This is a genomic window from Streptomyces sp. SudanB52_2052, assembly GCF_964272415.1.
GTDB classification, from domain to species: Bacteria; Actinomycetota; Actinomycetes; order Streptomycetales; family Streptomycetaceae; genus Streptomyces; species Streptomyces olindensis.
In genome coordinates, this window is sequence record NZ_OZ186796.1 from 3,025,852 (window position 1) to 3,039,907 (window position 14,056).

Annotated in this window: 12 protein-coding genes; 5 read left to right on the forward strand and 7 right to left on the reverse strand. The window is 72.3% G+C overall.

What is annotated here, in order from left to right; all coding sequences use genetic code 11:
• Positions 1–7 precede the first annotated feature (7 nt).
• From ACSUPV_RS13120 to ACSUPV_RS13135, 4 genes are read right to left on the reverse strand one after another with little or no spacing between them, the layout of a single operon-like run.
• On the reverse strand, positions 8–655 hold the full coding sequence (locus tag ACSUPV_RS13120; RefSeq protein WP_031114494.1) for a GTP-binding protein: 648 nt from the start codon (positions 653–655) through the stop codon (positions 8–10).
• Positions 636–1,058, reverse strand: a complete 423-nt coding sequence (locus ACSUPV_RS13125) for a DUF742 domain-containing protein (protein ID WP_031114493.1) — start codon at positions 1,056–1,058, stop codon at positions 636–638. The genes ACSUPV_RS13120 and ACSUPV_RS13125 overlap by 20 nt, the downstream gene beginning before the upstream one ends.
• Positions 1,055–1,579, reverse strand: a complete 525-nt coding sequence (locus tag ACSUPV_RS13130; RefSeq protein WP_037765348.1) for a roadblock/LC7 domain-containing protein — start codon at positions 1,577–1,579, stop codon at positions 1,055–1,057. Before ACSUPV_RS13130 ends, ACSUPV_RS13125 begins: the two co-directional genes overlap by 4 nt.
• Positions 1,576–4,386: a sensor histidine kinase gene (locus tag ACSUPV_RS13135; protein WP_436947535.1), complete on the reverse strand. Its 2,811-nt coding sequence runs from the start codon at positions 4,384–4,386 to the stop codon at positions 1,576–1,578. The genes ACSUPV_RS13130 and ACSUPV_RS13135 overlap by 4 nt, the downstream gene beginning before the upstream one ends.
• 368 nt (positions 4,387–4,754) lie before the next feature.
• Here ACSUPV_RS13135 and ACSUPV_RS13140 point away from each other — a divergent pair, with 368 nt between their 5' ends.
• Complete coding sequence (locus tag ACSUPV_RS13140; RefSeq protein WP_031114488.1) at positions 4,755–5,540, forward strand: protein phosphatase 2C domain-containing protein; 786 nt, start codon at positions 4,755–4,757, stop codon at positions 5,538–5,540.
• 93 nt (positions 5,541–5,633) lie between these two features.
• Here ACSUPV_RS13140 and ACSUPV_RS13145 read toward each other — a convergent pair whose 3' ends face one another.
• Positions 5,634–6,125 (reverse strand): MarR family winged helix-turn-helix transcriptional regulator, encoded by a 492-nt coding sequence (locus ACSUPV_RS13145; RefSeq protein ID WP_037765343.1) that lies wholly within the window; start codon positions 6,123–6,125, stop codon positions 5,634–5,636.
• Positions 6,126–6,313: 188 nt separating this feature from the next.
• Positions 6,314–8,728 (reverse strand): endopeptidase La, encoded by a 2,415-nt coding sequence (gene lon / locus ACSUPV_RS13150; protein ID WP_031114484.1) that lies wholly within the window; start codon positions 8,726–8,728, stop codon positions 6,314–6,316.
• A 175-nt stretch (positions 8,729–8,903) separates the two neighbouring features.
• Between lon and ACSUPV_RS13155 the strand changes: the two genes are divergently transcribed.
• Positions 8,904–9,563, forward strand: a complete 660-nt coding sequence (locus tag ACSUPV_RS13155; RefSeq protein WP_359790124.1) for a GNAT family N-acetyltransferase — start codon at positions 8,904–8,906, stop codon at positions 9,561–9,563.
• A gap of 12 nt (positions 9,564–9,575) precedes the next feature.
• Here ACSUPV_RS13155 and ACSUPV_RS13160 read toward each other — a convergent pair whose 3' ends face one another.
• Complete coding sequence (locus tag ACSUPV_RS13160) at positions 9,576–10,391, reverse strand: rhomboid-like protein (RefSeq protein WP_031114481.1); 816 nt, start codon at positions 10,389–10,391, stop codon at positions 9,576–9,578.
• Between the two features lie 724 nt (positions 10,392–11,115).
• Between ACSUPV_RS13160 and ACSUPV_RS13165 the strand changes: the two genes are divergently transcribed.
• The 3 genes from ACSUPV_RS13165 (at position 11,116) to ACSUPV_RS13175 (ending at position 13,781) form a co-directional block, all read left to right on the forward strand.
• On the forward strand, positions 11,116–11,796 hold the full coding sequence (locus ACSUPV_RS13165; protein ID WP_031114480.1) for a spermidine synthase: 681 nt from the start codon (positions 11,116–11,118) through the stop codon (positions 11,794–11,796).
• 135 nt (positions 11,797–11,931) lie between these two features.
• Complete coding sequence (locus tag ACSUPV_RS13170; RefSeq protein ID WP_010040369.1) at positions 11,932–12,672, forward strand: response regulator transcription factor; 741 nt, start codon at positions 11,932–11,934, stop codon at positions 12,670–12,672.
• A complete protein-coding gene (locus tag ACSUPV_RS13175; protein WP_051649128.1) occupies positions 12,669–13,781 on the forward strand; it encodes a HAMP domain-containing sensor histidine kinase in 1,113 nt (370 codons plus the stop codon). The genes ACSUPV_RS13170 and ACSUPV_RS13175 overlap by 4 nt, the downstream gene beginning before the upstream one ends.
• The last annotated feature ends 275 nt before the right edge of the window (positions 13,782–14,056 follow it).

Consider the following 14,056-nt stretch of genomic DNA (forward strand, 5'->3'; position numbering starts at 1 on the left):
CTGTCCTCTACTCGGGGGTTTCGTCCAGCGCGTGGCCGACGAGGGCCAGGAGGGTCTCGATCACGGAGATCCGGCGACGCGCGTCCATGATCATGACAGGTATGTGTTTCGGGATGGTGAGGGCCTCCCGCACGTCCTCCGGCTCGAACAGCTCGCTGCCGTCGAAGTGGTTGACGGCGACCACGTACGGCAGCCCGGAGCTCTCGAAGTAGTCCAGGACCGGGAAGCAGTCCTTCAGACGGCGCGTGTCGGCCATCACGACGGCGCCGATCGCACCGCGCACGATGTCGTCCCACATGAACCAGAACCGCTGCTGGCCCGGCGTGCCGAACAGGTAGAGCACCAGGTCGTCGTCGAGCGTGATGCGCCCGAAGTCCATGGCGACCGTGGTGGTGGTCTTGCCCGGTGTGGCGGTGAGGTCGTCGGTGGCCTCGCTCGCCTCGGTCATCAGCGCCTCGGTCTGCAGGGGCGTGATCTCCGAGACGGCGGTGACGAGCGTGGTCTTGCCCACGCCGAAGCCGCCCGCCACCACGATCTTCGTGGCGATGGGGGCCCGGGTGCGGTCCGTCTCCCAGGCGTGCATGCTCTCGCCGGGCTGGGCGAACGGGGATGTACCAGAGACGCCGTGAGCGGCGTCAGAGACGACGGAGTCCACTCAGCACCCTTTCCAGCAGAGCTCGGTCCGGGCGGCCCGTGCCATGGCCGGTGCCCGTTCCGTACACACGGATCTTTCCCTGGTCCGCGAGGTCGCTGAGGAGCACGCGGACCACGCCGAGCGGCATCTTCAGCAGCGCGGCGATCTCGGCCACCGTACGCATCCGGCGGCACAGTTCGACGATGGCCCGCAGCTCCGGCATGACCCGGGTGGACAGCGAACCGTTCGTCAGTTCCCTGCGCTCCTCCGGGGCGTCCAGCGCGGCCGTGCTGGCCACGAACGTCTCCACGAGCAGGACGTGGCCGAAGCGGGTGCGGCCGCCGGTGAGCGAGTAGGGGCGGACCCGGGCGGGCTTGCGGTCACCGCCGCGGACCGGGAGCTGGGACTTCGGCGTACTGCTCATCGGGCACTCCCCGTCGTCTGGGACTCCTCCAGGGATTTACGGAGTTCGCTGCGGAGTTCGGGCGTCAGGACGTGGCCGGCGCGGCCGACGAACAGGGCCATGTGGTACGCCACCACGCTCATGTCGCAGTCCGCGGAGCCGTGGACGCCGAGCAGCGAACCGTCGCTGATGGACATCACGAACAGGCTGCCCTCGTCCATGGCGACCATGGTGTGCTTGACCCCGCCGAAGTCCATCAGCTTGGCGGCGCCGACGGTGAGGCTGCCGATGCCGGAGACGATGGTGGCCAGGTCGGCGGCGGAGCCGCGCGGGCCGGTCCGCCGGGTGCCGCCGGCGGCCAGGGCCTCGCGGGCCTGCTGGTTGCGCTGGGCGTCGGAGGACAGCAGGAGCAGTCCGTCGGACGAGACGACCGCGACCGAGAGGATGCCGGGTACCTCCTCGACGAGGTTGGTCAGCAGCCAGTGCAGGTTGCGGGCCTCACTGCTCAGTCCGATCAGTCCGAAGGTACTGGGAGCGGTCAACTGCTTGCCTCCTCGACTGTGCCCCCCGTGGCTTCTTCGGATTCAGCTTGTCCTGGTGTGCCGGTGGTCGGCCGCTTGTGCGAGGCCGTCTTCTCGGCGATCTCCGCCTCGACCTCGCGGTAGCCGGCCTGTGCGCCCTGGCGGAAGCCGCCGAGCCGGCGGCGGAGTGCCTCGGCGTCGACGGAGCCGCTGCGCTGGCGCGGGGTCTGGGCCGGGGCGGTGATCTTGGGAGTGCGCTTGGGGAGGCCCTTGTCGGTGACGCGTTCGTGTTCGGCGTCGGCCTCCGCCTCGGCTTCGCCTTCGGCGTGTTCGTATCCACCCGCACCACCCGTGCGGGTTTCGTGATCGGGTGCGGGTGGCCCCTGTGGGGCCGTTTCGCCGTCGGCGGCCGCGGACTCGTGCTGCGTCGGCTCCGGCTCCCCCTGCGGTATCGGGGCCAGCAGCTCCATCGTGGTCTCGGCGGGGGTTTCCGCCGGTGCCGTGACCTCCGGCGCGGGTGCGGGTGCGGCTGGCTGCGCCGCTTCCGCCGGTTCCGGGTGCTCCGCGGCCTCGTCCGCCGCCTCCTCGCGCCGTACCGCCTGCTCCGCCAGCGCGACCAGCGGGTCCCCGCCGTTCGTGCGGCCGTGCAGGACGTTGGAGTTGGCCTCGGCGTCGGCGCCCGGGAAGGAGAAGGAGTGGGCCGCTCCGGCGACGGGGCCGGAGGCGGGTACGGCCGCGGGCGGCGCGGCGGCGAGGAGGGTGCGGGGCAGGACGACGACCGCCGCGACACCGCCCTGCTTCTGCTCGCGCAGTTGGACGCGCGCCCCGTGGCGGTGGGCGAGGCGGGCCACGACGTACAGGCCGAGGCCGAGACCGTCCTCGCCCTCCTGGTCGTACGGCGCCTCCGGGTCGAAGTCGGCCAGGCGGGCGTTGAGGCGCTCCAGCCGGTCCTCGGTCATGCCGATGCCCTCGTCCTGGACGGAGAGCATGACCTCGCCGTTCTCCAGCAGCCAGCCGGAGATCTCGACGGGCAGGTCGGGCGGGGAGAACGAGGTGGCGTTCTCCATGAGTTCGGCCAGCAGGTGGGAGAGGTCGTCCGCGGCGAACCCGGCGATGTGCGCGTGCGGCGGCAGCGCGGCGATCCGCACGCGCTCGTACCGCTCGATCTCGCTGACCGCGGCGCGCACGACGTCCACCAGCGGCACGGGACCGGCCGCGTGCTGGACGTGCTCGGTGCCGGCGAGGACGAGGAGGTTCTCGCTGTGGCGGCGCATGACCGTGGCGAGGTGGTCGAGCTTGAACAGGGTGGCGAGGCGCTCCGGGTCCTGTTCGCGCTCCTCCAGGTTCTCGATGACGGCGAGTTGCCGCTCGACCAGGCCGAGGGTGCGCAGGGCGAGGTTGACGAACGTACCGCCGATGGCCGTGCGCAGCCGCTCCAGCTGGGCGGCGGACTCGGCGAGTTCGGCGCGCAGTTCCTCGCGGGCGTCGGCCATCTTCTGGCGCTGGCCGACGAGGTGCTTGCGGTCGCCCTCCAGGGTGGTGATGCGCTCGGTGAGGGCGGCCGCGTGCGCGTGCAGGGCGTTGACGGAGCGGACGACCTGGGCGAACTCGTCGTTGCGGCCGGTGAACTTCACCGGCTCCTCGGCCGCCGGGTCCTCGGCCTCGGCGAGGCGCTTCGAGCCCAGGCGCAGCACCGCGAGCGGGCGGGTGAGGCTGCGCGCCATGCCGGTGGCGACGCCGACGGCGAGCAGCATGAGGACGCCGAGGATCGCGATGCGGATCTCCAGCGCGGTGACGTCGTCGTCGCGCAGCGCTTCCAGGTCCTTGGTGCGCCGGTCGTAGAGGGCGGACTCCACGCCGCGCATCAGGTCGACCCGGGCGGAGAGGGCCGCGTCCAGCCTCTTGGTGCTGGTGGAGAGTTCGCTGCCGGACAGCGTCGGCTGGTCGGTGAGGGTGGCGAGGTACTTCTCGGCGGAGTTGACCTCGGTGCCGGTGACCGTGTTGTCGAAGGAGGCGCGGGCCGACTTGGGCGCGGTGTCGCGGAAGTCGGCCAGGGCCGCGTCGGAGCGCAGCCGGGCCTGCTGGGCGGCGGCGCTCAGGGCGTCGCGCTGCCGGGCGTCGGCGTCCGAGGAGGTGGCGGTCTCGGTCGGCAGGCCGGTGACCGGGTCGATGACCGTCTCGGTGCTGCGCGGCACGCTGAACGCGGCGAGCAGCAGCCCCCGGGCGGCGGCGGCCTGCTGCACGGCGGAGTCCAGCTCGGCCAGGGCGTATCCCCCGGAGCCCGCGCGGGGCGGCGTCCGCTGCGCCAGCTGCTCGGTGAGCCGGTGGAGTTCGGTGATGGCGGTGGAGTACGCCTGGTGCGCTTCGAGCGCGGTGCTCTTGCCGGTGAGCGCGGCCCGGCGCACGGTCGCGATGTCGTCGAGGTCCGAGCGGAGCGCGGCGGGCGTGTCGGTGTCGGACCGCAGCTCCTCGACCTGCCGGTCCACGCGGGCGCTGTGCTGCTCGGAGGGCGCCTTGGACTTGGGGCGGCCGGCCGCGATGTAGGAGGTGACGTCGTCGCGCTCGTCGGCCAGGGAGTGGGCGAGGGCGAGGGCGTCCTGCGTCTGCTCCGCGAGCGTCACGAGCTCCTGGGAGTCGTGGAGTTCCCCGGAGGCGGCGAGGACGGACGGGGTGCCGGCGCCGGCGATGGCCGCGGCGACCACGGCGACGGCGACGATGAGCCGGTTGCGTACGTGCGTGGGTCGGCCCTTGCCGGTGAGGGGCGTCGGCTCAGCGCCCTGAGCGGGGGCCGTCTGCTTGCCTGTGCGACGAGGCCGCGTCTTCTGCACCGGTGCTCGCATTCCTGACTCGTGAACCCTTGGGCCCGGGTGACGCTCCGTCAACTGACGCGTACTCCCGGTACACTTCCCGACCCTCCCAGCGCCGGTGGGCAGCGCACGCGCATCACCTGACCCGCCACCCGAAGGAGTGAACCTCGGAGGGGAGTTGAGGGGCAAGTTCCGCGGACCCTCGCAGTCGCCTTGTACGGCAGGCCGGTTGGACGCCGGCGGCGGGCGGTGGCAATATTCGCCACCACGCCTTCTCGGAACAAAGCATTCCGACCCAAACCAGGCGTCTGACCTGCGCGGGTGCGCCGTTCCGGCAACCATTGCCAGCCTTTTGCGGACCTTGTGAAGGGCTCGTGCAGACTGGCTGGATGCGTACTGAACTCGCCTCGGAGCCCGGGGACGCCGACCGCCCGAACGAGGACTTCGCCAGTGTCGGACTTCCGGCTTCAGGACAGGGCGGTTCGGTGGTCGTCCTGGACGGGGTCACCCCGCCGCGGGGCGGGACGGGCTGTCTGCATTCCGTCCCCTGGTTCACCGCACGCCTCGGTGGAGCCCTGACCGAACTGACCGTTTCACTCCCGGATGTCCCTCTGCTCGACGCCTTGTCCCGCGCCATCGCGCGTACCGCCGAGGCACACGCGGAAACCTGTGACCTTTCTCACCCCCGCACACCTCAGGCCACGGTGGTCGCGGCCCGTTGGAATCCGGCCACGGTGGAGTACCTGGTCCTGTCGGACTCGGCCCTGCTGCTGGAGTCCCCCGACGGGGCGGTGACCGCGCTCCTGGACGACCGGCTGGCCCGGCTGCCGCGCTCGGCCCTGGCCACGGACGCGCTGGTGGACGCGACGGTCCGCAACAAGGAGGGCGGCTTCTTCACCGCCGCCGCCGATCCCGCGGTGGCCCGGCGCGCGGTGACCGGAACCCTGCCGCGCCAGGAGGTACGCGCCCTGGCCGCGCTGACGGACGGCGCCACCCGCTGGGTGGAGCGGTTCCACGAGGGCGACTGGGCGGACTGCTTCCGGCTCGTCCGCAAGGAGGGACCGCAGGCCCTGGTGGACCGCGTGCGCGCGCTGGAGCGGGCGGACGTCGAGCGCGTGTCCCTGGGGCGGGGCAAGAGGCACGACGACGCGACGGTGGTGTTCGTCGAGTTCTGACCGCTCGCCCCGCCCGGGTCCTCGGTCAGCCGGCTCGCCTGCGGCGCCGGTACGGAACGCCCGTAACCGGTCCGAGACACCCGGAACCGGCCGCTACTTCTCCATGCCGCGGTTGAGCTGGTGCAGCAGCCGGGCCAGTTCCGTGACCTCGCGCGGGTCCCAGTCGGCCAGGCGGCCGGCGTAGCGGGCGCGGCGGGCCTCGCGGACCCGGCGGACGCGGTCCTGGCCCTCCTGGGTGAGGGCGACCAGCCAGGCGCGGCCGTCGGCGGGGTCGGGCTCGCGCGCGACGAGTCCCAGTTCCTCCAGGGCGCGCAGCTGGCGGGACATCGTCGCCTTGCCGACGCCGATGTAGGCGGCGAGTTCGGTGGCCCGCTGCTTGCCGCACTCGTCCAGCCGGACGAGGAGGCCGTACGCGGACGACTCCAGGTCGGGATGGACCTCGCGGGCCATCTCGCCCTGGTTGGCCCGGGCCCGCCGCAGCAGCACGGTCAGCTCGCGCTCCAGCGCCAGGAAGGCAGGCTGATCCACCGCGCTCCCGGCCGCACCGGCAGCGCGGTGTCCGTCGTCCTTGCCGTCCTCGTGCACGTCAGTCCCTGCCTCGGTCGTCGCCCGTACGGAGAGTTCCCGTACCGGGATTTTCCGCCACCTGCTGTCATCACCGCAGTTCGGCAAGTATTCCGCAGGTCACGGGGTGCGTGTACACAGGGTGGCCACACGGTGAAGGCCCGGGCCTCCCTCACGAGAACCCGGGCCTCCCCTACCGGCCGCGTCCGTCACGCCGCGACCGGAACCTCCGGCGCGGCCCCGTTCGTCGCCGGGGACAACGCCAGTTCCAGGACCTGGCGGACATCGGTGACGGCGTGGACGTCGAGCTTGTCCAGCACCTCCGCCGGGACGTCGTCCAGGTCGGGCTCGTTGCGCTTGGGGATGATCACGGTGGTGACACCCGCCCGGTGCGCCGCGAGCAGCTTCTGCTTCACGCCGCCGATCGGCAGGACCCGGCCGGTCAGCGAGACCTCGCCGGTCATGGCCACGTCCGTGCGGACCAGGCGGCCGGAGAGCAGGGACGCCAGCGCCGTGGTCATCGTGATGCCGGCGCTCGGGCCGTCCTTCGGGACCGCGCCCGCCGGGAAGTGGATGTGCACGCCCCGGTCCTTCAGATCGCCCACCGGCAGTTCCAGTTCGGCGCCGTGGGAGCGCAGGAAGCTCAGCGCGATCTGCGCGGACTCCTTCATCACGTCGCCCAGCTGACCGGTCAGGGTCAGCCCGGCCGCTCCCGTCTCCGGGTCGGCCAGCGACGCCTCGACGTAGAGCACGTCACCGCCCGCGCCGGTCACCGCGAGGCCGGTGGCCACGCCCGGCACGGACGTCCGCCGCTCGGCCGGGTCCTGGGCCGACTCGGGCACGTGGTGCGGCCGCCCGATCAGATCGCGCAGGTCGGCGTCGGTGACGGTGAACGGCAGCTCCCGCTCGCCCAGTTCGTGCTGGGCCGCGACCTTGCGCAGCAGCCGCGCGACGGACCGCTCCAGGTTGCGCACGCCCGCCTCGCGCGTGTACTCGCCGGCGAGCTTGCGCAGCGCGCTCTCGTCGAGGGACACCTCGTCCTGGTCGAGCCCGGCCCGCTCCAGCTGGCGCGGGAGCAGGTGGTCGCGGGCGATGACGACCTTCTCGTCCTCGGTGTAACCGTCCAGGCGGACGATCTCCATCCGGTCGGCCAGGGCCTCCGGGATCGCCTCCAGGACGTTGGCGGTGGCCAGGAAGACGACGTCCGAGAGGTCGAGCTCGACCTCCAGGTAGTGGTCGCGGAAGGTGTGGTTCTGCGCCGGGTCGAGCACTTCCAGGAGAGCGGCGGCCGGGTCGCCCCGGAAGTCCGAGCCCACCTTGTCGATCTCGTCGAGCAGCACGACCGGGTTCATGGACCCGGCCTCCTTGATGGCGCGGACGACCCGGCCGGGCAGGGCGCCGACGTAGGTGCGCCGGTGGCCGCGGATCTCGGCCTCGTCGCGGACGCCGCCGAGGGCGACGCGGACGAACTTGCGGCCCATGGCGTGGGCGACGGACTCGCCGAGGCTGGTCTTGCCGACGCCGGGCGGCCCGACGAGCGCGAGCACGGCACCGCCGCGCCGTCCGCCGACCACGCCGAGGCCCCGGTCGTTGCGCCGCTTGCGCACGGCCAGGTACTCGGTGATGCGTTCCTTGACGTCCTCCAGGCCGGCGTGCTCGGCGTCCAGGACCGCCTTGGCGCCCTGGATGTCGTAGGCGTCCTCGGTGCGCTCGTTCCACGGCATCTCCAGGACCGTGTCGAGCCAGGTGCGGATCCAGGAGCCCTCGGGCGACTGGTCGGAGGACCGCTCCAGCTTGTCGACCTCCTTGAGGGCGGCCTCGCGGACCTTCTCGGGCAGGTCGGCGGCCTCCACGCGGGCGCGGTAGTCGTCGGACTCCTCGCCCTCCTGCTCGCCGTTCAGCTCGCGCAGCTCCTTGCGGACGGCTTCGAGCTGACGCCGCAGCAGGAACTCGCGCTGCTGCTTGTCGACGCCCTCCTGGACGTCCTTGGCGATGGTCTCGGCCACGTCCTGCTCGGCGAGGTGGTCGCGCAGCTGCTGCGTGGCGAGCTTGAGCCGGGCCACCGGATCGGTGGTCTCCAGCAGTTCGACCTTCTGGTCGGTGGTCAGGAACGGCGAGTAGCCGGAGTTGTCGGCGAGCGCCGAGACGTCGTCGATGGCCTGGACGCGGTCGACGACCTGCCAGGCGCCGCGCTTGCGCAGCCAGGCGGTGGCCAGGGCCTTGTACTCCTTGACCAGTTCGGCGACCTGGCCGGGAAGCGGCTCCGGCACGGTCTCGTCGACGCGGGTGCCCTCGACCCAGAGGGCCGCGCCGGGTCCCGTGGTCCCCGCACCGATCCTCACCCGCCCCCGGCCGCGGATCAGCGCGCCCGGGTCGCCGTCGGCCAGCCGGCCGACCTGCTCGACGGTGCCGAGGACACCGGTGTTCGCGTACGTCCCGTCGATGCGTGGCACCAGGAGTACCCGGGGCTTTCCGGGCGTTGTCCGAGCAGCGGCCTGGGCGGCCTCCACCGCGGCACGGACCTCGGAGTCGCTCAGGTCCAGCGGGACCACCATCCCGGGCAGCACGACCTCGTCGTCGAGCGGCAGCACGGGCAGGGTGAGCGGTGTGGACGTCGAAGCCATGATCTCCCCTTCGGCAGTCAAGTTGAGCTATGCCGACTCAATGCTTGGCGGCGACGGGATGTTCCCGGACGGGCGTTCGCTGTGAGCGATCACCGGTGACGCGACGGCCGAGCCGGCGCGTACAGTCACGTCAGTAATAGATCAAACTAGCTTCTACCTATTACCGGGGGATGACGTGGACCGGATCGTGCAGGCATGGGTGGACGGGTGGATCGTGTCCCGCGGGGCGGCCGACCCGGTCACCGAGCCCTGGGGCTGCACCATCGACGTGGGGGCGAACGGCCATGTCACGCGGCATGTGTTCGGCGCGCGAGGTGACGACCTCGACGAGACCTCCGTCCGCAAGGTGGCCGACGCGGTGACCGGGGCCGGCGTGTGGCTGAAGGCGTTCCGGGACCCGTCCGTGGTCTCCGGCTGGCTGGGCGCCCCCTGGTGGATCGACCCCGAGCCCGGATACCTGATGACGGTCCCGCTGACGGCGGACACCACTCCGGACGCTCCCGAGGGCTACCGGCTGCGCAGCTGGTCGCGCGGCGGGGTGACGCGTGTGCTGATCGCCGCGCCGGACGGATCTCTGGCGGCGCGCGGCCAGATCGCCCCGACGGGCCCGACCGCCGTCGTCGACCAGATCGAGACGGCCCCCGAACACCGCCGCAGGGGGCTCGGCGGTGTCGTCATGCGGACGCTGCAGAGCGCCGCCGTCCGGCAGGGGGCCCGCACCGGAGTCCTGGCCGGGACGCCCGCGGGGCGGGGGCTGTACGAGGCACTGGGCTGGGAGGTGGTGGCCCTGCTGACCAGCGCGAAGCACGTCCCGCCGGCCCCCGGTACGGCCTGAACCGCCGCGCGCTCAGGCTGCGGCGGCCGGAGCGAGGCGCGCCGCGTACCACCGTCGCACCAGCGGCCAGGTCGCGACACCGATGGCCAGGGCGATCAGGTGCCCCCAGTCGGTCATCGGGTCGGTGAAGGCGAGCAGGTCCGGGAGCAGCATCCCGCCGAAGCCGGCCAGCAGGGGCACCCCCAGCCAGATCGGCAGCAGCCCGGCCAGGGCACCGGTACCGGCCGCGACGCCGAAGCTGACGCCGTAGTCGAGGCGGTGCAGGGAGCTGTCGGGGAGGTGCCCGGCCAGGACCGCGAGTCCCACCGGGACCTCGGTCGCCAGGGTGGCGAGGACGTGCCCGAGCAGGAAGACAGCGGCCGTGCGCAGGCCGCCGATCCGCCGTTCCAGCGCGGTCAGCACGAGGACGAAGGCGATGGCGAAGGGCGAGGCCACCCCGCCCGCGACCCACAGCGCGCTGCCCACGAGCACCAGCTCCGGCGTCCGCACCAGGTGCGCCACGTCCGTGCTGGAGCCCTGGAGCAGGGCGTGCACCAGCGCCGGGTCGGCCTGCTCGGTGATCAGTGAGGTGGCACCGAGCAGGGCCGCGTACGCGAAGGTGAACGGCGTGCCCGTGGGGGTGGGCAGCAGCCGCCAGGGCCGCAGCGCCCGGAGTCGGGTCCGGGACGTTCCCGACGGCGGGGACTCCGGTGCGGCCGGGACCGCCGTCTCGCGTGCCCGCTGCCGCGGCACCCCGTCGAGCAGGGCCGACGTGTCGTACCGGGGCGCGTCCGGCGGCGGGAGCGCGACCTCGGCGGTCTCCTCGCCGGGCGGCGCGGCGCGTTCCACCACGGGCGCTCCTTCCGTCCTGGCCCAGCCTTCGCGCCCGACCGCCCCCCTGTCTGTGACCCGGACCACGCGAGAGCCGATTCACAGCAACCCGACAGCCGTATCCCGCGTCCGCCGACCGCCGACCGCCGACCGCCGACAGTCATATCCCGCGTCCGCCGCCGGCCCATCCCGCTTCACGGTCGGCCGCCTTCCGCGGTCCCGCCGGCCGTGTCCCGCATCCCGCCTCCCGCGGTCCCGCCGACCATGCCCCGCGCATCGCCGCCGACCGTGCCCCGCGCCGCGGCCCGGCCCTACCCGCGTCCCGGTCGGCCGCCTCCCGCGTCCCGCCGACCGCATCCCTCACCCCGCCTCCCGCGGTCCCGCGGTCCCGCGGTCCCGCCGACCGCGCCCCACATCGCCGCCGACCGCCCCACATCGCCGCCGACCGTGCCCCGCCTCGCGGCCCGACCGTGCCCCGCGCCGCGGCCCGGCCCTACCCGCGTCCCGGTCGGCCGCCTCCCGCGTCCCGCCGACCGCATCCCGCATCCCGCCTCCCGCGGTCCTGCGGTCCCGCCGACCGTGCCCCGCGTCGCGGCCCGACCGTGCCCCGCTTCGCGGCCCGGCCCTACCCGCGTCCCGGCCGGCCCGGCCCTACCCGCGTCCCGGCCGGGCCGTACCCGCGTCGCCGCAGCCCGCGCGGAAATTCCGGGCACCGGAATCGCGCCCCTGCCAGGATGGCTCCATGCCCACCCCGAACGACATTCCCGATGTCCTGGACCGTCGCGAGGGCCCGCACGGCGAGGTCGTGCTGCGGCAGCGGCCCGGCGGCCGACTGGAGATCATCGCGAACGGCTGCTTCCTGATGGACACCTCCGACGGCCGCTCGGAGCGGCGGCTGGTCGACGCGGCTCTGGACGCCCTGCCCGACCGGCCCCGTCCCGACGTGCTGATCGGCGGACTCGGCGTCGGCTTCTCCCTCGCACACGCGGCGGCGGACCCGCGCTGGGGACGGATCACGGTGGTGGAACGCGAGCACGCGATTGTCGAATGGCACCGCGACGGCCCGCTCTCCACGATCTCCGCCGAGGCCCTCGCCGACCCCCGCACGGAAATCGTCGAAGCCGATCTCGTCGCATACGTCAATGAGACATCCGCCACGTACGACGCGCTCTGCCTCGACATCGACAACGGCCCCGGCTGGACCGTCACGGAGGGCAACGGAAATCTCTACCGGGAAGCCGGACTGGCCAGCTGCGCACGGGTGTTGAGGTCCGGCGGGGTACTCGCCGTCTGGTCCGCCCAGCCGTCTCCGGAATTCGAAGAAACCTTGTGGAATGCCGGGTTCCAACAGGTGCGTACCGAAGAGATCCCGGTTGCCCGGGGCGTGCCGGACGTCGTGCACCTCGCCATCAGCCCTGGATAGCAAAGGTGCGCTGACTCCCCGTACGCTGCTCCTCTGACGCCGATCATTCAAGCGTCAATCGCAACCATGCGCAGGCATAGCCAGTCATGAGGAATCACCCCACTGATTCCGGAAAGCACACCCCAGGGGCGGGCGATGGAGCAGACACACACCTCCCACAACGGTTCGGCGACGGCTACCCCGGGCGCGCAGCGCCGGGTTCTCGTCGTCGAGGACGACGCCACGATCGTGGACGCCATCGCGACCCGCCTGCGAGCCGAGGGATTCCTCGTGCAAACAGCGGGTGACGGCCCGGCCGCCGTCGACACGGCCGAGGCATGGCAGCCCGACCTGCTGATCCTCGACATCATGCTGCCCGGCTTCGACGGTCTGGAGGTCTGCCGCCGCGTGCAGGCCGCCCGCCCGGTGCCGGTGCTGATGCTCACCGCGCGCGACGACGAGACCGACATGCTGGTCGGGCTCGGCGTCGGCGCCGACGACTACATGACGAAGCCCTTCTCGATGCGGGAGTTGGCGGCGCGCGTGCACGTGCTGCTGCGCCGCGTGGAGCGGGCCGCGCTGGCCGCCGCGACGCCGCGCAGCGGCATCCTGCGCCTCGGCGAGCTGGAGATCGACCACGCGCAGCGCCGGGTCCGGGTGCGCAGTGAGGACGTCCACCTCACCCCCACCGAGTTCGACCTGCTGGTGTGCCTGGCCAACACCCCGCGTGCGGTGCTCTCGCGCGAGCAGCTGCTCGCCGAGGTCTGGGACTGGGCGGACGCCTCCGGCACGCGCACGGTCGACAGCCACATCAAGGCGCTCCGCCGGAAGATCGGCGCCGAGCGGATCCGTACGGTGCACGGCGTCGGTTACGCCCTGGAGACCCCGACGCCATGAGCGGCGGGCCGGCCGCACGGAGAAACCCCGGGGAGCCGGAACCCTGGGGCGGGGTGAGCCCGTTCTCGATCAAGACCAAACTGGGCGCGCTGGTCGTCATCTCGGTGCTGATCACCACCGGCCTGTCGGTGATCGCGGTGCACACGAAGACGGAGCTGCGCTTCATCACGGTCTTCTCGATGATCGCCACGCTGCTCATTACGCAGTTCGTGGCCCATTCGCTCACCGCGCCGCTGGACGAGATGACAGCGGTGGCGCGTTCCATCTCGCAGGGCGACTACACCCGCCGCACGCGGGAGAACCGCCGTGACGAGCTGGGTGATCTGGCCGTGACGATCAACGCCATGGCCGACGAGCTGGAGGCCCAGGACCGCCAGCGCAAGGAGCTGGTGGCGAACGTCTCGCACGAGCTGCGCACGCCCATCGCGGGTCTGCGCGCGGTGCTGGAGAACATCGTCGACGGGGTCACGCAGGCCGACCCGGAGACGATGCGCACGGCGCTGAAGCAGACCGAGCGCCTCGGCCGGCTGGTGGAGACGCTGCTTGACCTCTCCCGCCTGGACAACGGCGTCGTACCGCTGAAGAAACGGCGGTTCGAGGTGTGGCCGTACCTGTCCGGTGTGCTGAAGGAGGCCAACATGGTCGCCTCCGTCCGCGCGGGCATCGCCACCGGCTCGGGCAGCCACACGCGGACCGACGTCCATCTGCACCTCGACGTCCACCCGCCGGAGTTGACCGCGCACGCCGATCCGGAGCGCATCCACCAGGTCGTCGCCAACCTCATCGACAACGCGGTCAAACACAGTCCGCCGCACGGCCGGGTGACGGTCAAGGCGCGGCGCGGACCGCTGCCGGAGTCGCTGCAACTGGAGGTCCTGGACGAGGGCCCCGGCATTCCGAAGTCCGAGTGGCACCGCGTCTTCGAGCGGTTCAACCGGGGCAGTGCCAAACGCCCGCAGGGGCCGGGCAGCGACGGCGGCACGGGCCTCGGCCTGGCGATCGCCCGCTGGGCGGTGGATCTGCACGGCGGACGGATCGGAGTGGCCGAATCCGAGCGAGGTTGCCGGATTCTTGTCACTCTTCCAGGAGAGCCATCCGTGCCAAGTTGACGTAAAGTTCGAAGCGGAGCCACAAGATCCACCGGCGTCCGCGCTGACGGACACGTGTGATCAGGCACAGGCCCGCGTCATCGGCGTCCGGGGCCCTGCTCCGCCCTTCCCTCCTCAAGCGGAACCACGCTTGTTTCCCGCCATTTCAAGGCGCGAAACACGGTCTGAGATGTGACTTACACGACGTTGAACGGGCCCGACCTGACCTTCCCGGTCCGGGAGGCGTAGCCTTGATTCCCGCTGTCCATCATCTTGTGAAGCGGAAGAGGGCGGTT

Excerpts from the sequence above, each read along its gene's own strand:
- ACSUPV_RS13125 (WP_031114493.1), bottom strand. The coding sequence starts at position 1,058 with ATGAGCAGTACGCCGAAGTCCCAGCTCCCGGTCCGCGGCGGTGACCGC.
- ACSUPV_RS13140 (WP_031114488.1), top strand. The coding sequence starts at position 4,755 with ATGCGTACTGAACTCGCCTCGGAGCCCGGGGACGCCGACCGCCCGAAC.
- lon (WP_031114484.1), bottom strand. The coding sequence starts at position 8,728 with ATGGCTTCGACGTCCACACCGCTCACCCTGCCCGTGCTGCCGCTCGAC.
- ACSUPV_RS13165 (WP_031114480.1), top strand. The coding sequence starts at position 11,116 with ATGCCCACCCCGAACGACATTCCCGATGTCCTGGACCGTCGCGAGGGC.
- ACSUPV_RS13170 (WP_010040369.1), top strand. The coding sequence starts at position 11,932 with ATGGAGCAGACACACACCTCCCACAACGGTTCGGCGACGGCTACCCCG.
- ACSUPV_RS13175 (WP_051649128.1), top strand. The coding sequence starts at position 12,669 with ATGAGCGGCGGGCCGGCCGCACGGAGAAACCCCGGGGAGCCGGAACCC.